This window comes from Frankia sp. AiPs1, from assembly GCF_023716945.1.
Taxonomy (GTDB): domain Bacteria; phylum Actinomycetota; class Actinomycetes; order Frankiales; family Frankiaceae; genus Frankia.
Map to the genome: position 1 here is coordinate 17757 of NZ_JAMQQF010000002.1, position 21700 is coordinate 39456.

General features: G+C 69.2%; 16 protein-coding genes and 4 pseudogenes. 7 read left to right on the forward strand and 13 right to left on the reverse strand.

Translation table 11 applies throughout. The annotated features are described in order from the left end of the window. Positions 1-285: 285 nt before the first annotated feature. Both ND748_RS00615 and ND748_RS00620 read left to right on the forward strand, forming a co-directional pair. Complete coding sequence (locus ND748_RS00615; RefSeq protein WP_251743327.1) at positions 286-5226, forward strand: RHS repeat-associated core domain-containing protein; 4941 nt, start codon at positions 286-288, stop codon at positions 5224-5226. Between the two features lie 129 nt (positions 5227-5355). Further along, complete coding sequence (locus ND748_RS00620; protein ID WP_251743328.1) at positions 5356-6378, forward strand: hypothetical protein; 1023 nt, start codon at positions 5356-5358, stop codon at positions 6376-6378. 343 nt (positions 6379-6721) lie between these two features. Here ND748_RS00620 and ND748_RS00625 read toward each other — a convergent pair whose 3' ends face one another. The 9 genes and pseudogenes from ND748_RS00625 to ND748_RS33675 all read right to left on the reverse strand — a co-directional run bounded on the left by ND748_RS00625 (position 6722) and on the right by ND748_RS33675 (position 12548). Next, entirely contained in the window at positions 6722-6961 is a 240-nt protein-coding gene (locus tag ND748_RS00625; protein WP_251743329.1) for a helix-turn-helix domain-containing protein, read from the reverse strand. Between the two features lie 609 nt (positions 6962-7570). Beyond that, positions 7571-8455, reverse strand: coding sequence for an alpha/beta fold hydrolase (locus ND748_RS00630; RefSeq protein ID WP_251743330.1), 885 nt, complete (start codon positions 8453-8455; stop codon positions 7571-7573). Beyond that, positions 8452-8955 (reverse strand): His/Gly/Thr/Pro-type tRNA ligase C-terminal domain-containing protein, encoded by a 504-nt coding sequence (locus ND748_RS00635; protein WP_251743331.1) that lies wholly within the window; start codon positions 8953-8955, stop codon positions 8452-8454. Before ND748_RS00635 ends, ND748_RS00630 begins: the two co-directional genes overlap by 4 nt. Positions 8956-9268: 313 nt before the next feature. Then, positions 9269-9463, reverse strand: a pseudogene (locus ND748_RS00640) (DDE-type integrase/transposase/recombinase); the annotation flags it as partial. 43 nt (positions 9464-9506) lie between these two features. Beyond that, complete coding sequence (locus ND748_RS00645) at positions 9507-10256, reverse strand: DUF6461 domain-containing protein (RefSeq protein ID WP_251743332.1); 750 nt, start codon at positions 10254-10256, stop codon at positions 9507-9509. Positions 10257-10284: 28 nt separating this feature from the next. Beyond that, a complete protein-coding gene (locus ND748_RS34840; protein ID WP_374215814.1) occupies positions 10285-10635 on the reverse strand; it encodes an integrase core domain-containing protein in 351 nt (116 codons plus the stop codon). Beyond that, positions 10535-11062, reverse strand: a pseudogene (locus ND748_RS00650) (transposase); the annotation flags it as partial. The pseudogene ND748_RS00650 and the gene ND748_RS34840, both read right to left, overlap by 101 nt. A 491-nt stretch (positions 11063-11553) precedes the next feature. Then, the gene (locus ND748_RS00655) at positions 11554-12429 is read right to left on the reverse strand and encodes an NAD(P)-dependent oxidoreductase (protein ID WP_251743334.1); all 876 of its coding nucleotides are present in this window, start codon (positions 12427-12429) and stop codon (positions 11554-11556) included. Next, the gene (locus tag ND748_RS33675) at positions 12426-12548 is read right to left on the reverse strand and encodes a hypothetical protein (protein ID WP_285901410.1); all 123 of its coding nucleotides are present in this window, start codon (positions 12546-12548) and stop codon (positions 12426-12428) included. The genes ND748_RS00655 and ND748_RS33675 overlap by 4 nt, the downstream gene beginning before the upstream one ends. Positions 12549-12899: 351 nt before the next feature. On the opposite strand from ND748_RS33675, the gene ND748_RS00660 reads away from it, so the two are divergent. Further along, positions 12900-13703, forward strand: a complete 804-nt coding sequence (locus tag ND748_RS00660; RefSeq protein WP_251743335.1) for an aminoglycoside adenylyltransferase domain-containing protein — start codon at positions 12900-12902, stop codon at positions 13701-13703. Positions 13704-13858: 155 nt separating this feature from the next. Here the strand turns inward: ND748_RS00660 and ND748_RS34845 are convergent. Both ND748_RS34845 and ND748_RS00670 read right to left on the reverse strand, forming a co-directional pair. Continuing rightward, positions 13859-13972 (reverse strand): annotated as a pseudogene (locus tag ND748_RS34845) (MerR family DNA-binding transcriptional regulator); the annotation flags it as partial. Between the two features lie 431 nt (positions 13973-14403). Then, positions 14404-15078 carry a peroxiredoxin-like family protein gene (locus ND748_RS00670; protein ID WP_251743337.1) on the reverse strand — a complete coding sequence of 225 codons (675 nt, stop codon included), beginning with the start codon at positions 15076-15078 and terminating at the stop codon, positions 14404-14406. A gap of 101 nt (positions 15079-15179) precedes the next feature. Between ND748_RS00670 and ND748_RS34400 the strand changes: the two genes are divergently transcribed. After that, positions 15180-16136: an AraC family transcriptional regulator gene (locus ND748_RS34400; RefSeq protein ID WP_251743338.1), complete on the forward strand. Its 957-nt coding sequence runs from the start codon at positions 15180-15182 to the stop codon at positions 16134-16136. Positions 16137-16181: 45 nt separating this feature from the next. Here ND748_RS34400 and ND748_RS00680 read toward each other — a convergent pair whose 3' ends face one another. Next, entirely contained in the window at positions 16182-16691 is a 510-nt protein-coding gene (locus ND748_RS00680; RefSeq protein WP_251743339.1) for a CGNR zinc finger domain-containing protein, read from the reverse strand. 244 nt (positions 16692-16935) lie between these two features. On the opposite strand from ND748_RS00680, the pseudogene ND748_RS34850 reads away from it, so the two are divergent. The 3 genes and pseudogenes from ND748_RS34850 to ND748_RS00690 all read left to right on the forward strand — a co-directional run. After that, positions 16936-17295, forward strand: a pseudogene (locus tag ND748_RS34850) (GNAT family N-acetyltransferase); the annotation flags it as partial. A 75-nt stretch (positions 17296-17370) separates the two neighbouring features. Then, the gene (locus tag ND748_RS00685) at positions 17371-18333 is read left to right on the forward strand and encodes a GNAT family N-acetyltransferase (protein WP_374215817.1); all 963 of its coding nucleotides are present in this window, start codon (positions 17371-17373) and stop codon (positions 18331-18333) included. A 597-nt stretch (positions 18334-18930) separates the two neighbouring features. Beyond that, a complete protein-coding gene (locus ND748_RS00690) occupies positions 18931-21234 on the forward strand; it encodes a WD40 repeat domain-containing serine/threonine protein kinase (protein WP_251743341.1) in 2304 nt (767 codons plus the stop codon). Here ND748_RS00690 and ND748_RS00695 read toward each other — a convergent pair. Beyond that, complete coding sequence (locus ND748_RS00695) at positions 21200-21700, reverse strand: hypothetical protein (protein WP_251743342.1); 501 nt, start codon at positions 21698-21700, stop codon at positions 21200-21202. The two genes, ND748_RS00690 and ND748_RS00695, sit on opposite strands and share 35 nt — an antisense overlap.

Here is a 21700-nt window from a genome sequence, read left to right on the forward strand (position 1 = left end):
CACGCCTCCGTCGAAGCCCGATGACACTGTTTGACGTGATGACCTGTCAAATGTGATGACTCCGCGAAAATTCGATGACCGCAGGATCGCGAGTGGCGCCCGCGATCGCCGGCGGGGCGGAATCGCGTGATTTCCGAGAACCTCCGTTGGTAGTCGCGAGAGGGGTCGGGACCAGGCGAGTGCGGCCGGGTGGTCGGCATCCGAACCAGGGGGGAGCGAAGCATGCCGTCAGTGTCCTCTTTTTTCACGCAGGCGACAAATTTTGAGAGTTCGGTGTCGGGTGGCGTGGATTCCCGCACGGGCTTGTACAACACGCAGATCTCGCTCGGCGGTCTCGTGGGCAATCGGAATCTGGGCCCATCGCTACCGCTGGTGCTGAGCTATTCGCCGCTCAACGGTGCCGACCTGGGGTTCGGGCTGGGTTTTGCGCCGGGGCTGACCGTGTATGACACCGACGACGCCCTGTTGGTGCTGTCCACGGGCGAGCGCTACAAGGTGTTCGAGACCGATACGGACGTGATTCTGCAGCAGCAGAGCCTGGACACGGTTCGCGTCACCAGGGACGAGGACGGCAATCTCTACAGGATCGTGCACAAGTCCGGCGACGTGGAGATCCTGACCGGGCCGCAGAACGCGTTCAGCCGCAAGGTGCCCACCGTGCTGCTGACGCCCGCCGGCCGCAGTCTGAGGCTCGGGTGGGACTTCGGCGACGCACAGCCGCGCCTGCAGGAGATCCAGGATGAGAACGACACGCTGCTGACCGTGGACCTGTCGGATGGCGCCAGGCACATCATGCATGTCCTGCCTGACAGCTCCGAGGGCTTCGACGTGGAGTTCTGGTTCCAGAACGACCGGCTGTGGAAGGTGCGCCACCTCGGGCTCGGCGCGGACGAGCCGCTGGAATGGGTCCTCTCCTACGATCCGGTGGGTGAGCAGGGGGAGTGGGGTTCCTGGCTCACCGGCGTGAGCAGGCCGGGCGGGATGTCCGAGACGGTCTCCTACACCAGCAACGGCCACCAGTTCCCGCAGAGCTGCGACCTGCCGCCGCTGCCCTTCGTGGTCCAGCTCGAACAGGATCCGGGCGGTGGGCAGCCGGCGATCGAGGCGACCTACAGCTACACCTCCAACAACTTCGTCGGCGGCTTCTCCGGTGCGAGCTGTGATGCGGGCTCGGACAACCTGTACGGGGTGCTGACCGGCTACACGTATGGTTCCACGGAATCCCGGGCCTGCCAGGGGCAGACCAGGACGATCACCCGGACCTACAATTCGTATCACCTCCTGACGGACGAGACGACGGCCCAGAACGGCTCGTCCCGGCTGGTTCACACCGACTACTACGCGCAGATCGGTCAGTCGTTCGACGAACAGCCGGCCCAGTTCCAGCTCCCGCGGCAGTGCACGGTCACCTGGACCGATCCGGCGAGCAACAGCCGCAGCGAGGTCACGAAGACCAGTTTCGACGAGCAGGGCAATCCCGAGAGCCGGACCGATCCGGACGGAGGCCGGACCGACTGGACTTTTTACCCGGCGGGCGGGAGTGGTTCGGCCTGTCCGCCCGACCCCAACGGGTTCACGCGTTGGCTGAAGAACGTCACCCGGACGCCGCCGACCACCGAGTTCGACGCGCCCACCCTCGCGGTTTTCTACCAGTACACGTCGTTCACCACCCCGGATCCGCGGGTGAGCACCGTCGTGCTGAAGTCCGGCGAGACGCGGTCCGCCGGCACCCAGGAGCTGTCCGCGGCGGACTTCCGCTATGTCACCTCGGGTGCCGAGTTCGGCCGCCTCCAGACCCTGGACGGCCGCGAGACGCTGGGCGGCGACGGCGGCAACCCGTCCGTGACCGTCGGCTCGACCCACACCTTCGCCTTCTCGACCGATGGCGAGGCACTGTCCCAGAACCACACGCTGGCGACCGGGGCCGGGCTCACGGTGACGCGGTCGGAAAGGCGTTCACGGTTCACCGGACGTCTGTGGTCGGCCACCGACGCGCAGGGCAACGGCGTGACCGTGGCATATGACGGGCTGGGCCGCCTGCGCAGCCGCACGGTGAATCCGGGGACGTCCTACCAGGCGGAGGAAACCTGCACCTACGAGCTGGGCGGCGCCGCGCCGTTCGTAGTGACGTCCACGTCCCCGATGATGTCCGCCGACGGGGATGAGCCGGGCTGTCAGATCCGGGTGGGTCTCGACGGCGCGGGCCGCCCGATCCAGCGGGAGCGCAAGGCCGTCGACGGTGACGGCGGCTGGTACGTCGTCCAGCGGATCACCTATGACGAGCAGGGCCGCACCTCGTCGATCAACGACCTGGACCACCTGCCCGACGGCAGCCAGGGCGGCGCGCTGACCGAGACTTTCGGCTACGACGACTGGGGCGAGATGTCGGCCGCGGATTCCTCCGACGGCTCCACCCACCTCACCCGTACCGATCCGATCGCGCTGACGTCCACGGCCCAGCTGATGGGCAACGGCAGCCCGGTCACGGGGACGGCGGTGACGACGCACAACCTGCGCGGCGAGCCGGTGAAGATCGAGCGGTTCGACCTGCGGGGGGTCTCCAGGGGTTCCCGGACGCTGGACCGCGACGGCTGGGGCAGGGTGCGCCGGGAGACCGACGAGGTCCAGAACACCACCCACTACGACTACAACCCGCGCGGCCTGCTCACCCTGACCACGCTGCCGGACGGCACCCAGGTCTCGCGGACCTACGACGTCTCGCGCGGGGCCGGCGGTCTCGCCTCGGAACTCGCCGTCGGCCTGGCCGTCTACGGCGAGGAGACCTTCGACGAGTTGGGCAGGCTGATCGGCACCAGTTCCGGCGGCCGCACCTGGCGCTACGACTACGCCCGCGACAGCGACGTCATCCCGGCCGTGGCCACCATGCCCGACGGGCAGCGGCGCAGCTACACGGTCATCCCCGCGCTGGGCGACGCCCTGGCCCAGGTCCAGGCCGATTCCCTCGCCCAGTACCTCACCCCGCACGCCGTGACCGGCTTCCTGACCCAGGCACGGGAGGGCGAGGTCACCATCACCCGCGGCTACTATCCGTCGGGGCTGCCGCGGACGGAGACGATCACCCGGTCCGGCCAGCCCGACACCACCGCGACGTGGCAGTTCACGCTGGGCGGCGACGAGTGCGGCTACACCGGGGTGGACGGCGTCACCCGGCAGACCGCCCGGGACGCACTCGGCCGGTTCCAGGAGATCACGGACCCGGACCTGCAGGTGTCGGAGCCGGCCTACGACGCCGCGAGCCGCCTGACCGGCTGGTCCGTCAGGGACCGCCGGTCGGGCTTCACGCTGACCACCGCGCTGACCCTGGACGACCTCGGCCGCGAGGTGGAACGCGACCTCACCTGTGGCCCGGTCGACACGGGTGGCACCGAGGTCTGGAAACAGACCCAGGAATGGCAGGACAACGACCTTCTGCGCGCCAGGAAGTCGTTCCGGGGCTCCGCGCTGGTCCGCGACGAGACCTTCAGCTACGACAGCCGTAACCGGCTCACCGGCTACACCTGCCAGGGGTCCCTCCCGCCGCTGGACGAGCACGGCCGCCAGATCACCGCGCAGACGTTCAGCTACGACGGTTACGGCAGCATCACCGGCTGCCAGACCCAGTTCTCCGGCGGCGGCGCCGACACGGCCACCTACCACTACGGCAACGCTCTCGACCCGTGTCAGCTGACCGGTATCAGCCGCAGCAACCCCGCCACCGAGACCGACCTGGCGTACGACGCGGCCGGGCGGCTGACCGTCGACGACGCCGGGCGCGCCCTGCGCTACGACCCCCTCGGCCGCCTCCAGTCCACCGACCAGGCCGGCACGTACGGCTACGACTCACTCAGTCGGCTCCTGACGCAGACCACCCAGGACGGCCGCACGAGCGTCCTGTCCTACCGCGGCGAGACTCTCGCCACCGTCGTCGAGGACGGCCAGGCGGCCCGCCTCCTGCACCTCGGCGACGTCCCCGTGGCCCAGCACCGTCCGGGAGATCAGCCGCCGACCCGCCTCCTGGGGGCGGACCGCACCCAGACCGTGCGGCTGGCGGCCTCCAGCGCGGAACGGGACCCGTACGCCTACACCCCCTACGGCCAGCGCCCGGCACAGTCCACCGCCAGCATCCTCGGCTTCACCGGCCAGCGCACCGACCCGGCGACCGGCTGCTACCACCTGGGTAACGGCACCCGCACCTACAACCCCGTGCTGCTGCACTTCACCACGCCCGACCCGCTCAGCCCCTTCGGCGGCGGCGGCATCAATCCGTATGCCTACTGCGCCGGCGACCCCATCAACCGCATCGACCCGTCCGGCAACCTCAGCTGGCAGGCCTGGCTCGGCATCGGCCTCGGCGTCGCGGGGCTCGCCCTCACCGTCGTCACCGGCGGCCTGGCGATCGCCGCGGCGGGCGGCGTCCTTGCGGCACTCAGCGCCGCCTCCACCGCCACGCTCGTCGTCGGTGCCCTGGGTGTCGCCTCCGACGTCACCGCCATCGTCAGCGGCGCCCTGGAGGAGGCCTCGCCGGAGGCCTCGTCCATCCTCGGCTGGATCTCGCTGGGCACCGGCCTGCCCGGCCTGCTCGAAGCCGGCGCCACCCTGGCCCGCACCGCGGGCAGGCTCGGCGAACGCGGCCCGGAACTCGCGGGAGAGATCGAACGGGGCGGCCGCGCCCCCAACCCTGCCTTTTCCCGGCACCTCCGTCGTACCTACCCGACGATCGTGGACTGGCCGGAAGGCGGGCCGCCGATCGTACAGGCTCCCCGCCGGATGCAGGAGGAATACAGCGAAATCAGAGGGTTCCGGCGTATGCCCCTCTCCCGATACCGGAACGCGATCTGGACCACCGAGTTCCGGGTCACCGCGACGACGGTCGAGGACGCCGCCAGACGGGCGCGGCGGCTGGCCGACACGGAGGAAATCCACATCCTGTCCGGGACGCACGGTGAACGAGCCGGGAACCGAACCGCCGAGCATCTCGACCGGAGATTCCTCAGGGAGGACAGAGCCACCGCGGACGCGATGAACGGAGAGCACAGGGGCGCGACCGTGCAGGTCCACAACATGCACCAGATGAGAGCGGACCAGCTGAAGGAAATCCTGCGGCGTCCCAACGCAGAGATCATCGTGGGATTCTGCTACAGCCGCAACGACCGGCAGATCCGGCAGATTCTGGGCCTGGGCCCCACGGTCTCGTTCACCAGGACGAGGACGCGCTGGGGGCGTTAGGGCGTGGGCTCGCCCCGCCGCCTCGGCTGTTCGCCTTCTCGTGCGCCCTGCCGCGGGCGAGCCGAGAAGAAAGCCGTACGCACGTCACCAGCAGAAGCAGCCCTATCCGTCAGCATGAGGAGAGCGCACATGACCACATGGGCGGGAGTGTCCAAACTCTCGGTGATCCTGGAGACCGGTGGCCAGACAGCCGCCATCTACGCGAACGGCCGGAACCAGGTCGCCGTGACCATCAGCATCAAACCGACCGACGAGAAAAGCAACACGTACTACGGGGACATCTACTGGCCGGACAAGGTGAACCTCGTCGACTACGTCACCGGGGCGAAGCTCAACTGGAAGGGTGACACCGGCTGGTGCTTCACGAACGACGAGGACCCGAACTTCCACCACGTCCCCGGCGGGAGCCGGGCGACTGAACTCGAGCTGCTGGGCGACGGGACCCAGCAGTTCACGTTCTACGTGACCGCCCGGCCGGGGGTCAGCCAGAAGTCGATCGCCGCCTGGGTCAAGACGGACACCGGAAAGATCTACCAGACCACGCAGGGATCGGGTTCCTTCGAGGGGAAGGTCGTGCTCAACCCGCTGGTGGCCCTCACCCACCGGAAGTCGGCCGTCAACTGGGACTACTCGACGACATCGACCCAGTACGAGGGCAACACCAAGTACGTGACCACCAAGGCCTGGAACTACTATCTCTCGCTGAATTCCTCGGACAACTACTTCGTCACCTTCTCGGTGTCGGGCTACTGGAGTGACGACGGTTACGAGGGGTTCTTCGCGTGTGACATCACGCCGGGCAGCCGCCACAAGAACTTCTACGGCTCCTACGTCTGGTTCCGGGAGCCGCACGAGAGCGCGTACTACTCAAGTGACGGGTACGCCGGGAAGATCGTCAACTTCCCCGTCGGGAACAAGTGGTGGGACTACGCCAGGATCTACGACCGGCCCTATCCCGAACGGTACCTGTGCTTCACCTGGGTGCACGCCACCACCGGCGGCGACGGCTGGCACATCCCCAATGGGCCGCTCACGACGTGGCGGGAGTACTTCAACCCGACGATCACCGCGTGGGACATGTACGGCAACATCGGGGAGTTCAAGATAGCCGGCAGTGGTGTCGACGACGGGATAGAACTCGACGACTGTTAGTACTGCGGATGTTCTGGACCAGGGCATGTCCCCGCATCCGGTTCGGCAGGGAGGCCGACGGTCACGTCCAGCGACGTGGTGTACGGAGGGTGACTCCGCGTGATCCTTGGTTGGATCTCGGTGGACCCAGAGGGGCCGGTAGGCGCCGGTGCTGGCGATCTCGAGCAGTACGTCGCGTGCCCTGCTGGGGACCAGAACGCAGGTGTCGAGGAACGCGCCGAACCACCCGGGTCAGCCTTCCGTCGTCGTGCGGGCATCCTTCAACGCGGCTCGGACCTCGTCAGGGTCGGCGTCGTACCGGCCGAGGCGCTCCGTGTCGGCGATCATGTCGATGAAGGCAAGGTCAGCCGCGATGCGTTGGCGTCTGCGGTATTCGATCAGGTCGGCGAGGCGGACTCTGCGGTGGCGGCTGGGTTTCCCGAAGGGGATGGCGCCGGCCTCCAGCCAGCCGTACCAGCGTGGTGCGCGCGATGCCCAGCAGATCGGCTGCCTCCTGGGTGGACAGCATCAGGCGGTGCGGTGCCACGGTCACCGCCAGGCCTGCCTTCATCGCGGCGGCGACCTGCAGGAGTACCTCGAACATGGGTTCCGGTAGTTCGACGCTGCGTCCGTCGGGACCGGTCAGCCGGGGGCGGGGCTCGGCTGCCTGTCGTCCGCGCTCCCGCAGGGCGTCGAGAAAGTCGATGACGTCGCCGGCGTCCTCGCGCGGGAGGTAGGTCTCGTCGCGCAGCTACTCGTTTCGTGCTGGTGAGGCCGTGGCGCCGGCGGCGATCTGGCGTCCGGCGGTGCGGGTGACCTGCTGGTGGGCCCAGCGGATCGGGTTGCGGGCGGCCTTGTGCGCCTGGTCGAGGGCGACCGGGTCACTGAGTAATGCGACATCTGGCAGGCGGTCCCGCCCACCGCCTGCGACCGAGTCGGAGTCAGATCCGCCAGTACCTTCGCGGATCATGCGTCGCCGGCGGCGACCGCCACAGCGCTGACTCGGCCGACCGGGCGAGCTTGCGAGTTGGTGTAGCCGCTCCTCGATTCCCTGTGGCGGCCATGGGCCTCGCCGTCGCTCTCAGCAGTGCGAGGCCGGCGCGCGATGCCGGCAGCGTCGTGCGCTGCAGCGGGCACAAGACTGGTGCGGCCACCGGGCGGGTGATGACGGAGCCCGACGACGCGCGCCTTCAGGCAGGTGCGGGCGCAGGCATCACGTCGTTGCGTCAGGTGCCAGGGCGGCGGCGAGGGCGTCGGGGCGTTGCAGTTCGGGGAAGTGCCCCGTCCCGGGCAACCGGTGGATACGAACGGAGGGGACGTGGTCGCGCAGCGTTTCCGGATCGCTGGCGCGGTGGGACCGGTCGGCGTCGCCCCACAGCAGGGTGACCGGGACGGCCGGCGCCAGGGTCGGCGTGGGGCCGCTGAGGTAGGCCTGGAAGGCGGTGGCGAGGGCGAACATCGCCCCCGCGGCGAACGCGGTGTCGCTGTGGCGGACGAGCGCGCCGGTCAGCGTGGCGTCGGCCGTGGCGGCGCGCAGCCAGGAGCGGGCGACCAGCGGCGCGCACGGCCGCAGGAGGAGCTGGCCGACCCCCGGCCACCGCAGCGGCGACCGGCGGGCGACGGCGTCCCGCCAGGCGATCTCCTGCGCCCAGCCCGGGGCCTGCGTGAGCACGAGACGGTCGACCAGGTCGGGGCGGCGGGTGGCGATGTCCAGGCCGAGGTAGCCGAACGCGCAGGGAAACACCAGTCCCATCGGCGCACCGCCGAGGTCGGCCAGGAATGCCTCGACGACCCGGGCGGTCGCGGCGAAGGAGCCGTCGAAGCCGGCCGGCGGGGTCGAGAAGCCGAATCCCGGCGGCTCGAGGACGACCACCCGGTGCCGCCCGGCGAGCCGGCTGATCACCTCGGTGTACGCCTCCACGGTGACCGGCGGATCCGCGACGAACACCAGCGTCCGCCCACGTCCGACGTCGCGGACGCGCAGCAGCGCACCGGCGGCCTCGACGACGCGCACCCCCGGTGACCGGGCCGACGCGGGCAGCCCGCGCCGTAGCGGCCGAGCGAACCGCTCGTCGATCCGAGGTCCCCATCGCGTCACCGGCACCCGTCCATGTCATCAGACCGGTCTTGGCCAGCGTCGACCGGAGCTGGTAACGGCGAGACTAATCCGGCCGCCGGCGGGACTTGGCTCGCCGCGGACGCCGGCGATACCGTCTTGTCCGCTGACGCCGCCCCGCGCCCAGGCCCGGGCGGCCCTGCTCGACGAAGGCGATTACCTCTGTCGAGCGTCCTCAAGTTTCTTCCCTCCACCCGGAGAGCCTCCATACCGAGACATTTCACGAGTCGGCCTGGCCGCCGGGTCCTGAGCTGCCGGTTGGCTAGGCCGACGGGTGGAGGAGTCGCTGCACTGCCCTTCGGGAGGTCTGCGATGTCGACGTCGAGGGCGGTCGACCGGTCGCGGGTCCGTACTTCGACCACTCCCTCGGCGAGACGTCGGCCGCCGATGACCTGGACGGGGCAGCCGATCAGGTCGGCATCGGCGAACTTGACCCCGGCCGACCCCGGCCGACCCCGGACGGTCGTCGACGAGAACGTCAAGGCCCTTGGCCTCCAGTGTCCCAGCCACGCTGGTGACTGCCTCCGGGTCGATGTACTTGCCGGGCGGGATGACCTCGGCGTCGTAGGGAGCGAGCTCGGTGCCAGGGCGCCCGGACGGCGGCGCCGACCTTCCGGCTCCTCCTTGCTGCTGTTTTTGCCTGTGGCATAGCGGCTCTGCGCGGATCAATGCCATTGAGCGCCGGGGATCGCGTCACGGCCCGGCACCCGAAGCCGTCGACATTCGATCTTCGTGGGCAGATCGAATGGTCCCCGTTCTCACCTGCATCTGGCTCCCGTTCTCACCTACGAAGCCAAACGGGCGGGTGGCGGCCAGGTCACGGTTCTGGGAGGCCGCCACGTCGATGTTCTGGCCGTACTGGTCGATCGTCCGGTACAGGTAGTATCACCGCCCTGCGATCGTGACGTGGGTCTTGCCGGTGAATCGCCTGTCACTCGGGCTGTGACGGTAGGGCCGGGCGGCGTCGATCAGTAGCGGAGTGAACCGGCGCTACTCGGGTCATGATCTGGCTTGCTGATGATCCACGAGTTCGTCACGATCCTTCTCTGTCTGTTCGCGGGAGGCCCGGGCCAGACAGGTCTACGCGGCTGTGCAGGGTCGTCGGCGTCGGGTCCGCGTCGAGGGGGTCGAGGGCGGCGAGGCGCCGGCCGAGCTTCGAGGTGGATTGCGGCGGGTGCACGAGTGGGAGGGGGGCTGCGGGTGACGGGGGCCGCGAGCGGGGCACGGTCAGCACGGTCGTGAGGAGCGGAGCCGTGAGTGTGCGGACGGTGAGGCGGCCGCCGATGTGGTCGCCTGCGGCCCGCAAGGCGGCGACGACGTTCCTCTGGTCGGGGTGGAGGGCACGGTGACGCTCGGTGGCATCCCAGAAGGGATGGGGGCCGGCGGCGCGAAGGGTGGAGGGTGCCCCGGGCTCGAACTCCTCTTGGGGTTGCCCGTCGGCCCAGTGCGTCAGGTAGTGCATGGCGTTGGCGTCGTTGTTGACGGCGACTGACTGCGTGCCGTGGGACAGCGCGGCGAGGGTCGCGGACATGATGCCTTCGACTCCCAGGGTCTCGAAGCAGAAGGCCCATTCCCCGAGGGTGCCGGTGGCGAGGATGCACTGGTCCGGGCGAGGGTCGAGGACGGGACCGGTCTCGGCGAAGGCGACGGGATGGGCTGTCGCGGGATCGGCTCCGTAGCGTTCCAGCAGGTTCTGGGGTGTCACGTCAAGGGTGAAGGTGAGGCAGAACGGTCCGTATCGGCCGATCGTCTCCCAGTCCTGCTCTAGGGGAGGACGGGTCATGTGCTACTCCAAGTCTGCTCGGTAGGTGTCAAGTCAAATGAGACGCTTGGTCGTTGCTCGGCTGGCTCGGAACTGGCTGGTTGATCCACACGGTCTCGGGTAGCCGGGGTGGCCGTGGCCGGCGGGCGAACCGTTCAGGGTGCGTGGCGTGGGCGCGGTCGAGGGTGGCCTCGCGGTGGGCCTGGACATCGTCGGCGGTGCCGAAGTGCACCGAAGCGGGCGTGTGGAACCCGATCCCGGAGTGGCGGTGGTCGTGGTTGTAGGCCGTGAAGAACCCCTCACAGAACGCCCGCGCGTGGGTCAGCGACCCGAACCGGTCCGGGAAATCGGAGCTGTACTTGAGCGGTCTTGAACTGCGCCTCGGAATAGGGATTGTCATTCGACGTTCGCGGCCGGGAACGCGACCGGTGGACGTTGAGATCGGCGAGGAGTTCGGCTACCTGCTTCGAGACCATCGCCCCGCCACGGTCCGCGTGGATCGCCCGGGGCGCGGTCCCGTTGCGCGCGATGGCGTCGGCGAGGAAATCCTTCGCGACCACGGCGTCCTCGCCGGCGGCGACGAGCCAGCCGGTCACATACCGGGAGTAGCTATCGAGGATCACGTAGAGCTTGTACCAGATGCCTTTCGCTGGTCCTTTCAACGCGGTGATGTCCCACGACCAGACCTCGTCCGGGCCGGTCGCGGTCAGCTCCGGGCGGAGCCGCGGCGGGTGGGTCGCCTGGGCGCGGCGTTCCCGGGTCCGCCCGGCCGCGCGGGCGATGCGGTACATCGTCGACAGCGGGCACCCGTACCGGCCGGCGTCCAGCTCCCGCGTCTCCGAGCATTACGTTACCGAGGCTGACACTCGGCTTCGTGTGCCACCAAACCAGTGGATAAGTACAACACTTAGTACAATCGCAGAGCATTCTCCGGGGTTGCCCTGCCGGTCATATTCGGAATTTTGTTTACCAGTGATACCCCTAGTAAAGCGGAGATTGGTGCGGCCGTAATTTTGAGCATCATAGGCGTTCCTTTCCTGGTGATAGGCATCATGGCGGGCAGGTAGATTGACCTGCAGTTCAAGCTTGCCGCCAACATTGAGCGTTACTTGCCCTGATCGCAAACTGCCTTCGGCGATCATCCTCTGGCCAAGGAGGCTGCGAGCGATCCCCAAAATACGTTCCGCCCTGGAGCCCCAGGAGCGTGCTGCTCTACCGTCACATCGACGTTGACGCCTGACTCGCCGAGCATCTGCGGCTGGCCGGCGCGAACGCGGCTTTGGCTGTGGAAACTCATCCGCCGCCGACCGCGCGGCCTTCAAAGCGCGCTACTCGGGGGGTTGGCGACTTCTCTTCGGAGGCGGGTGAAGAGCATGTCGACCTCGTCGGGTGGGGCGTCGCGGTAGGTGGACCAGGCATCGAGGATCTTTTCGGCACCGAGGATCATGGTGTCGGGTAGGCCTGCGGCGCGTAGCGCGGCAGCGGCTTCGGCGAGTTCGGGTGACCATCGCCAGGCGCGGGCGGCGACGGAGGGAAGATAGTCGGGTTCGGCGAGGATGGGTCGGCTGCGTCGGCGTCCTTCTTCGGTGAGGGCGTCGGCGACGCCGTAGTGGTCGGCGAGGGCGTGGGCGAGTCCGGCGAGGGCGCGGCTGGCTTTCTGGAACACGGCTTGTGCGGTCTTGAGAGCCGAGGCTGCGCCGAGGCGGGTGGAGATCGGCTTCGCTTCCAGGGCCGATCCGGCGAAGAGGTTCACGACGGTGGTGGTGTCTTCGGGGGCGCCGGCGAGGTAGAGGCGGGTGGTGCCGGGTTCGGTGGGTGGTGGTCCGATGATCGAGCCGTCGACGAGGCGGACGCCCGCGGCGGTGAACGCCTCGCCGATCGAGGTCATCCGTTCAGGGGTGATCGCGTCGGCTTCGACGAAGAGCCCTCGATGGAAACCGGCTGCGAGCACTTCTGCGGCCACCTGGTCGGCGAACTGCGGTGGACACAGGGAGATCACGATGTCCACGTCGCGGACAAGCTCGGGGAGGTCCCGGGCCGGCTGGAATCCGGCGGCCGTGGCACGGTCCGCCGTTGCGGCGCTGCGTCCGTCCGGCAGCCACAGCACACGGGCAGCCAAGGTGTCCTGTCGGCCGACCGCTGCTCCCATCGCCCCCGGATGCAGCAGGCCGACGGTCGGTTGCGGCAGGCTCATCGGGCTGCGGTGTCGCCGGTGCGGCCAGACGCGTCGACGGTGCTGGCGCAGATGGTGAGGATTTCCTCGCGGAGATGCTGGGCGGGGCGTAGTTGCTGGTAGTCGGGGCGGTCGGTCATGGTCGCGAGTTGTCGGTGGCGGCGCAGGACGCTGTCGGTGGGGCGGCGGGTGGCCGTGTCGAGAACGATCCGTATGGTCTGCGGGCGGCGTGGGTGTTGATGTGGGTCGCGGCCTGCTGCTGGGTCCAGCCGCGCGAGGCGGTGGGCGATGCGGGGGCGCAGCTTGAAGCGGCGAGGCCCGCGGCCCGCCGCTCACCGGCCTGCCGCCGGCTCGGCATGGTCTCTGGCCGCCGTCACGTCGTCCGATGGCCGTACCCTGCTCGAGCGGCATGGCGGTCGAACGCGGCCCGTCGGCCGTCGCAGGAGCCCCGCCTCGCAGGGCACCTCGGCACGGGCCGAAAATCATGGGTCATGACCCTGCCTGCTGCGGTGCGTGATGCCGTGGGCGCCTACCTGCTGGCGGTCGATGCCCTCTATCCCGATCTCGTGGAAGGCTTCTACGTGATCGGGTCCGCGGCCCTGGACGACTTCCGTCCCGGGGCCAGCGACATCGATTTCGTCGCCGTCACCACCACGGCCCCGGCCGACCAGCAGGTCGCGGCGCTGGCCCGCCTCCACGCCCACCTGTCCCGCCGCCCGCTGTTCGACGGGATCTACACCACCTGGCTCGACCTCGCCCAAGACCCAGGACAGCCATCGCCGGGACCGCATGCCCACGGCCGACGGTTCCATCCGCGCTGCGACCACCAACGCCACCCGGTCACCTGGCACAGCCTGGCCCGCCACGGCGCGGCCATCCGCGGCCCCAAGCCTGCCGAGATCGACATCGCGGCCAACCCGGCGGACCTCGCCCGCTGGACGCGCGGCAACCTCGACGGCTACTGGCGGCGATGGTGGCACCGCGGCTCCCGGCTAGCCATGCCCGCCGGCCTGGCCTGCCTCACCTCGTCCGGGTCGGCCTGGGGCGTGCTCGGTGTCAGCCGACTCCACCACACGCTCACCACCGGCGAGATCATCTCCAAGGCGGCGGCAGGAGAACACGCACGGACCACCTTCGAACCACGGTGGCATCGCATCATCGACGAATGCCTACGCATCCGGCGTGCCGATCATCGCCGGTCCCTCTACCGCAACCCCCTCACCCGACGGACCGACGCGCTGACCTTCGTAGACATGGTCCTCAACGACGTGTCCCGACCCACGGACACCGCCTAACCGCCCGCCGCGCCCTCAATCCACAGGTATTGACAGCTTCTCCCGTCCGCATCCTGGCTGCCGAAGCTGAGAGGCCCGGAGCGATCGACCGGTTGGCGGGCATCGCCCCAGTTCAGGGGCATCGGGCGGGACGAACAGTTTCTTCACTGTGATGGGAATGTCCGACGTCCTTTCTCGGACGATCGTGGTGACGGCAGGCCTTGCTCTTCGTAGTACCGCAATGAGCGCGGACTCACGCCTGTGCGCTTGGACAGCTCGCCGATCCGCATCCCTAAAAACCTACGCCCGCGTGCTCCAGGTTCAGACCGCCGACGAGTCATGGACACCGGCGGACACCGCCACGGCCGCCCGGGTTGCGGCCTGGTCCCGCGACTGAGCACGTTCGTCTGTACGCGCCTGGGCCCGGACCAGCTGGCGTACCTCGCCCAGAAGCGGCAGTGGTGATCAGGTCTTTCTGCTCTGGCCGGACTCGTCCGATCAGCAGGCGCGCACGAACCTGCGCCATGTCCTGCCCTGCGGCGGATCGTCACGCCTCGCACACCGCGTGACGATCGCAGGCGGACGGCGATTACCGCACGGTTTGAACAGCAGCACTCTGCCAGTCACAGGAGCTTTAGTTGTGCGCTGCGTTCACCGCCGCGGGTCGGGCGGCGGCGCGGGCGTGGCCGGGATTCAGGTCCGGCCGCGCCCGCGCCAGGTGTCACCGGGTGAGCGCGCGCAGTGCGGTGAGGGCCTCCTCGGGGCCGACACGCCAGCGGTAGTCGGCCGAGATCGACCTGAACCGGATCACGGCGTCGGTGTCGACCACGAAGGCGGCGGCGGCGGGCAGCTCGTGGCTGTCGTCCCCGTTGACCTCGGTCAGGTCGATGCCGAGCGCCTTCTGCGCGGTGGTTGAACCGTCGGCCTGGCGAAACACCAGCCCGTAGGCGCGAGCGACGGTGTTCCGGAGATCGCTGAGGATGGTGAAGCCGAGGCCTTCCTTCTCGGCGAACGACAGCGAGTTGTCGGGTGTCTGGGGGGACACGGCGACCAGAGTGGCACCGGCCGCCTCGATCTCGCCGAGTGCGGCCTGAAACGCGCGCAACTGCAGGTTGCAGTAGGGGCACCAGGCGCCTCGGTAGAACACCAGCACCACGGGGCCCGCGGCCAGCAGCTCGGTGAGCGCCCGGCTCGTGCCATGGATGTCTGGCAGGGCGAAGTCGGGCGCCGTGGTCCCGACGGCCGGGGCGGCGGAACCGACGCCGTCGGCGGCCATCGCCGCCGCGTCGTTGTCGAAGGGGGCCAGCGCCTCGACGCCGTACGCATCGTGAAGCTGGGACCGTAGGGCGACCGTCGCGTCGGTCAGGGACGTGGACTCGGTCTGAGGTGTGGACATGCCTCCACGCTAGAAAGCCACCGCGAGTTTATCCATACGAGAAAAGCTCAATAACTTAGCCGATCGGCTCATCCGGAAGGCGAACTCGATAGTATCGGACAGTGGATACCCCGGCCGACCCGCTCGCCGACGTGTTGCAGCTCGCCCGCGTCCGCGGCGCCGTGCTCGCCCAGCTCGTCGCGCACGAGCCGTGGGGCGTCGAGGTCGATCCGCAGCCGGGCGCGACCTTCCATGCGGTGTTGGCCGGATCGTGCTGGCTGCGCACGGCGGGTGCCACCCCGCGCAGGCTCATGCCGGGTGACGTTGTCCTGCTGCCGACCAACCTCAGCCATGTCCTGGCCAGCGGCCCGACGACCGCGGCGATGGCGCTGACTCAGGCGGCGAAGATCGGTCTGCGCGCCGACGAGGGGGTCGTCGAGCTGCCGGGCGACGGCGCGGTCACCCGCATCCTGTGCGCGTCGTACGACTACGACCACGAGGTCGCCCAGCCGCTGATGTCGCTGCTGCCCCGCGTGCTGCACCTCGCCGCCGGTGACCCGGCCGACGACGGCGCGGTCGCCACCGCCCTGGCGTTGCTGCGCTACGAGCTCAACGGTGTGCCTCCCGGCTCGCGTGCGGTCGTGGCCCGGCTGCTCGACGTGCTGCTCGTCCACGTCGTCCGGGCCTGGCTGCGCGCCCGGCCGGCGGGTGAGGGCTCGTGGCTGCGTGCGCTGCACGACCCCGTCACCGCGCGGGCACTCTCCCTGCTCCACGAGGTGCCGCAGCGAGCCTGGACCGTCAACGACCTGGCGGCCGAGGTACATGTCTCCCGGGCCACGCTGACCCGCCGTTTCACCGAGCTCGTCGGAGAACCGCCGCTGACCTACCTGACCCGGTGGCGGATGGACGTCGCCGCGCAGCGGCTACGCGAGACCGACGATCCCGTCGCCGCCATCGGGGCCGCGGTCGGCTACGCCAGCGAGCACGCCTTCTCCCGTGCGTTCAGCCGCGCACGGGGCGAGCCACCACGGCGCTACCGGGTCTACGCCCGAACCGCCGCTGCCGCGAGCGGTTCGTAGCGGCGCCCCGCCAGCTCGCGGGCGTGCACGAAGACGCCGGCGTGTTCAGCCAGCCGGCTCGGAGGCGTTGCGGCGGGCCCGGAAGGACGCGCTTTTGGCGCGGTTCCCGCACGCGGCCATGTCGCACCAGCGCCTCGAGGTGTTGCGGGAACTGTCGACGAAGACCCATCGGCAGTCCGTGCCCCGGCAGGCCTTGAGCCGGGGCCAGCCGGGTCGAGCCGTGGCGCGCAGAAGCGCCGTGACGGTGGCGGCACAGACGTCGCGAACGAGGCCGTTGGGGCCGTCGGCGAGCAGGGACGGGCTGCCGCGCAGATCCGGGCGCAGGGTGAGACGGTCGAGTCCGACCGCGTCGACCCGGACGTCGATGCCGTTGTTGCGCAGTGCGAGGCCGCGGACCACGGCCCGCAGGGCGCGAAGCGTCACCAGGTCCTCGGCGGCGTCGGATCGTCCGGCTTCCAGGTCGGTCGGCGCGTCCAGGCCTGCCCACCAGGCCCGCATCGCGGACGAATCGGCGAGTTCGTCGTGCTCCCCGTGCCCGGTGTTCGCCACCGCCACGAGGAGCTCCTCGGCTGAGAGGCCTGGCCAACCCGGCTCCTGCGTCACCTAACCACCGTACGAGGTTAACCAGTTGACGGCCTAGGTAACCGGTGTAACCGTTACTACGGTTACGCCACCGGCGGGTGGCGCCAGGAGAGCAACATCCGCTCGACGACCTGACGGGTCGCACCACCGGCGAACCCCCGGCCAGGGCCGAAGTCCACGCCGGTGCGTGTCGACGTCACGAGAAAGTGTCATGATCATGTCTTTGTGCTGTGTCCCGGTGTCCGGGGCCGAAGCGGCGAGGCTGGTGCCGATCCTGCACGACGCCGAGGAGGACGACGGGCGCATCCGGGCCGCGATGCGTGATCCCGCCTGCCAGACGTACGCGGCGTTCGTCGACGAGCAGGCGGTCGGGGCGGCGGTCGTGCGCTGGGGCGAGCCGGAGCCGGCCGAGATCCTGTACCTCGCGGTCGTGGCCGGCGAGCGAGGGAACGGCTACGGCAGGCAGATCGTCGCCGCGATACAGGCCGAGCTGCCCACCCACGGCCGGACACTCCTGGTCGGAACGGCGAACTCCGCGCTCGACAACATCGCCTTCTACCAGAGGTGCGGGTTTCGCATGCACGCGGTGAAACCCGACTACTTCGCCTACATCCAACCCCCGCTCCGCGAGCAGGGGATCGTCCTGCGCGACATGATCGTGTTCGCCTACGACCTGGGCGTCATGCCGCCGCTGGCGTACCCGGTTGTGCTCGCTTCTCCGACCGTCGGCGAACCGCAGGCCTTAGCCCTGGAGGTCCCTGTGCCACAACGTCCTGACGGGCGGCCGCTGTTCTGCGACGTCGCCCTTGCCGAGCGTATCGAGCGGGTCGAAGCCCAGCTCATCACCGAAAGCAGCGAGGCGTCCCGCCGCCGCCGACCGGGTGCAACCGGCTTCGCCACGCCCCTTGCCGGCGGCGTGGCGAGCTATGCCGACGAGGGCTCACCGCTGAACAAGGTCGCCGGGCTCGGCTTCGCCGGAGCGCCCGAGGCGGCCGACCTCGACGAGGTCGAGCGGGCGTTCGCGGCCTGTGGCGCCCCGGTCCAGGTCGAGCTGGCCCATCTCGCCGACCCGACGGTCGGCGAGCTGCTGACCGGCCGCGGTTACCGGCTCGTGTCGTTCGAAAACGTGCTCGGCTGTGTCCTGGCCGGCCGCCCGGAACAGGCGAGGCCACCGGGCGTCGAGGTCCGGCCGAGCGGCGACGACGAGTTCGAGCTGTGGCTCGACGTCGTCGCCGACGGCTTCGCCCACCCCGACACGCAGGGGGTGCCCTCGCACGAGGACTTCCCGCGCGAGGTACTCGTGGACGCCGTGCGCGACATGGCGGCGGCCGGTGTCCGACGTTACCTCGCGTTGTGTGACGGATCGGTCGCCGGTGGCGCCAGCATGCGTACGGCCGACGGCGTCGCGCAGCTCACCGGCGCGGCGACGGCGCCCGCGCACCGGCGTCGCGGCGTGCAGTCGGCGCTGCTGGCAGCCCGGCTCGCCGACGCGGTCACCGCCGGCTGCGACATCGCGGTCGTCACCACCCAACCCGGCTCCACGTCCCAGCAGAACGCGCAGCGCCAGGGATTCGACCTGCTCTACACCCGGGCCGTGCTGGTGAAGCGCACCTGAACAGCTGGTCGGGTGGTCCACGGACCGTCCGGGTGAGCGGTGACCCCCTCCTTCCCCATGTGCCCGCGCGTGCGAAGCGCCATCAGCCCGAAAGCGCTCCACGTTCCATGTCAGGGCGTCGGGAAACGACCACGCCACGACCTACCCGGCCGGCGCCGTCGCGCGACGCCTGCGGCTGCCCTTGCCTGGTGAGGTTCATCGCGGGAGCGGAGATCGACGAGGCCCGCCTGGCCGCGATCTGCGATCGGTACGGGATCGCCGAACTCCAGCTGTTCGGCTCTCAGGCCCCCGCCACCGCAATCCGCACCGGCCAGCGCCCGCTGCTCGCGACAACGCCTATCGCCCTGTGCGGGGCGGTCCCGCGAGTAGCCCGGCTTCCTGACATGTGCTGACCATCGGGCTTCGCCATGAAGCCCCTTCACCGAGACGACCATCGTCCCGATGGAGCACACCGCTCAGCACACGCGGAAGCCCGCGCCGGCCAGCATGGTGATCATGTCGTTGCAATCCTTCAGGTGGTCCTGCATCAGACAGTCCCCATGCCGTGGAGCACCGTATATTTCGGATTTGTGGTGGTAGCGGTAGGCGACGACGGCCTTGACGGCGCGGGGGCAGCGTGAAATTTCGGGGTGGCTTGCCGGCGCGGCCGCGTCCTCTGCCCGCGTGATCGTCGACCGGGGGCGGATAGCGGCGGCCCTTCCCGGCTACAAGCTGGGCGCGCAGCTCGGAGTCGGGGGCTTTGGTCTCGTAGTCGCGGGCCGGCATCGTCGGCTCCGACGCCAGGTCGCGATCAAGGTAGTGCCATCAGAGGCAGACGATGCATCCGCCTTCGTTGCCGAGGCCCGGCTACTCGCAGGCCTCGACCATCCGCACATCGTGCGCGTCTACGACTACCTGGAGTCCGATGGTCTCGGATTCATCGTGATGGAATTACTCGACGGCGGAACACTGACCCGGCGCCAGCAGGCGGGTATCAGCCCGCCGCAGGCGTGCGCCGTGGGCCTGGCGGTCGCCGCCGCGCTGGCGTACGTGCACGAGCGTGGAGTGCTGCACCGGGACATCAAGGCGGCCAATGTGCTGTTCGACAGCGCGGGTCTCGCGAAGGTCACCGATTTCGGGATTGCCCGACTGTTCGCCGGAAGCGGGGTAACCGGCACTGCACGCGGGGCTGGCACTCCGGCGTACATGGCGCCGGAACAGATCCGTGGTGGGCGCCTCGGCCCGACCGCCGACCTGTATGCCCTGGGGACCCTGCTCTACCAGATGCTGACCGGTGCCACCCCGTTCGACCCGTCTCTGCCGCTGCCGCAACTGTGGGCCCAGCATCTGTCCGTCGCGCCCGCGCCGCCCATCGGCACGCCCGCCCCCTTGGCCGACGTCATTCTGCGCGCTCTGGCAAAGGATCCCACCGATCGTCAGCCCGACGCCGACGCGTTCGCCCGTGACCTGGCTGCTGCAGCGGTCGACGTCTATGGGCCGCGCTGGCTGGTCTCGACCGGCCTCTCCCTACACCTGGGGGAGGAGATCCGCCGCATCGCGGCGCCCACCCTCGCTGAGCTTTCACCCTCCGTCCTGTCCGTCGCTGTGCGATCGGACTGTCTCGGAGAAACCTCCTCCTGGCAATCCACACACGCTGCAGATCACGAGTCGGTCTCATCACCCCCACGCCCCACGCCACACCATGATCTACGGACTGTCGACCGCTCAACCTCCATCGGCGCGGGGTCGATACCGGCCCAGCGTCACAGGGGACGACACGTTCCCCGACCGCCCGCACGGCGACGGGCCCGCCAGCTTCAGATACTCGTGCCGATCACCCTGGTGCTCGTAGCCGCCATCGCGGCCGTTTTGCTGACCACCCGGGCACCAGGCCCCCCTGCCGCAGGCACAGGCCCGCGGACAACGGCCAGCTCAGCAGCCCCAGGTTCCACCCCGGCCGCCTTTCGCGGGCTCACTCTCTCCGGATTCTCCGACGCGGTGTCCTCGGTGGCGTTCTCTCCGGACGGCCACACCCTTGCCGGCGGCAGCTGGGACACAACCGTACGACTCTGGGACGTGACCCATCGCGATCAACCGGCGCCCATCGGCAAGCCCCTGACCGGGCACAGCCTTTATGTCACTTCGGTGACGTTCTCCCCAGACGGTCGGACCTTGGCCGTCGGAGGTTGGGACAAAACAGTCCAGCTCTGGGATATGAATAATCGCAACCACCCCGAACTCCTTGGCCATCCCCTCACTGGAGCCGCTGGCCAGGTAAACTCGGTTGCCTTCTCTCCGGATGGACGGACCCTCGCCGTCGGCGGCTGGGGCCGAATGATTCAGCTGTGGGATCTTGCGGACCGCACCCATCCCCTACCCCTCGGCCAGCTTCTGGTAGCCGGCGGCGTGGCCTCCGTCGGATTTTCGCCAGATGGCCGCACCCTGGCCGGCGGCGGCGCCGACGGGGTCCTGCGATTGTGGGACCTGACTGATCGCACACGTCCCACGGTCCTTGGCAGGCCTCTGACCGCCGAGTTCAAGGCACTGACTGCACTGGCCTTCTCGCCCGACGGACACACTCTGGCGACCGCAGGATTCGATGACATAGCGCACCTGTGGGACCTGACCGATCGCACTCGACCGACCGACCTCGGCAAGATGCCAACCAGCAAAGGCGAATCGTCTGCCACGATCACTTTTTCTCCGAACGGACGTACGCTGGCCAGCACCGAAAGATGGGGAACCGTGCAGCTGGCGGACGCGGTCAGCCGCGCTGTGTCCGCGCCCCTGAGGGGACACTCAGACACCGTCAACTCGGTTGCGTTTTCCCCCGACGGACGGACGCTGGCCAGCGGCAGCGGAGACCGAACAATACGACTGTGGGATGTCACCGACCCAGCACGACCAGCAGCGATCGGGTAGCAACCCGCGGCCGGGAGTGTCCGACTATCGGTGTATCGGTCGTGGCGGTTGGTGATGGGTTGGTGGTGGTCGGGGTCAGGCGGCCCTCGAAGGTGCTCGCCAGGGCGTTGAGGGCGGGCTTCATGCCCGCCTTCCCGCAATGCAACAGACCCGCGGCAACCCGCCGTTCTGCCGACGCGGCCCAGCCGTCCGTGGTCCGGGTGAAGGTCAACGCCCGTGGCCGCATTCCGCGCGCGGCGGCCATCAGACCGTTCGTCCGTCGCACATCGACATGCCGCCGCAGCAGATCCCGACAGGGTTCTGGTCCGGATCCCTGCCCGTGATCGTTTGAAGGTATAGTGACTATCGCGATTGCCGATTGAGGGGGCAGCACGAACCTGCCACGGATGCGGAAGCGTCTTCTGCGCAGCTCCGGCCCGCGGTTGACCGAATTCGCGGCCGCCTCGAATTTCTTCGCGCCGTTCAT

Coding starts and splice junctions, on each gene's coding strand:
- ND748_RS00625 (WP_251743329.1), bottom strand. CDS start 6,961: ATGTTCGAGGTACTCCTGCAGGTCGCCGCCGCGATGAAGGCAGGCCTG.
- ND748_RS00670 (WP_251743337.1), bottom strand. CDS start 15,078: ATGTCCACACCTCAGACCGAGTCCACGTCCCTGACCGACGCGACGGTC.
- ND748_RS33675 (WP_285901410.1), bottom strand. CDS start 12,548: ATGACCGACCGCCCCGACTACCAGCAACTACGCCCCGCCCAGCATCTC.
- ND748_RS34840 (WP_374215814.1), bottom strand. CDS start 10,635: ATGACAATCCCTATTCCGAGGCGCAGTTCAAGACCGCTCAAGTACAGC.
- ND748_RS00655 (WP_251743334.1), bottom strand. CDS start 12,429: ATGAGCCTGCCGCAACCGACCGTCGGCCTGCTGCATCCGGGGGCGATG.
- ND748_RS00685 (WP_374215817.1), top strand. CDS start 17,371: ATGATCGTGTTCGCCTACGACCTGGGCGTCATGCCGCCGCTGGCGTAC.
- ND748_RS00660 (WP_251743335.1), top strand. CDS start 12,900: ATGACCCTGCCTGCTGCGGTGCGTGATGCCGTGGGCGCCTACCTGCTG.
- ND748_RS00620 (WP_251743328.1), top strand. CDS start 5,356: ATGACCACATGGGCGGGAGTGTCCAAACTCTCGGTGATCCTGGAGACC.
- ND748_RS00645 (WP_251743332.1), bottom strand. CDS start 10,256: ATGACCCGTCCTCCCCTAGAGCAGGACTGGGAGACGATCGGCCGATAC.
- ND748_RS00695 (WP_251743342.1), bottom strand. CDS start 21,700: ATGAACGGCGCGAAGAAATTCGAGGCGGCCGCGAATTCGGTCAACCGC.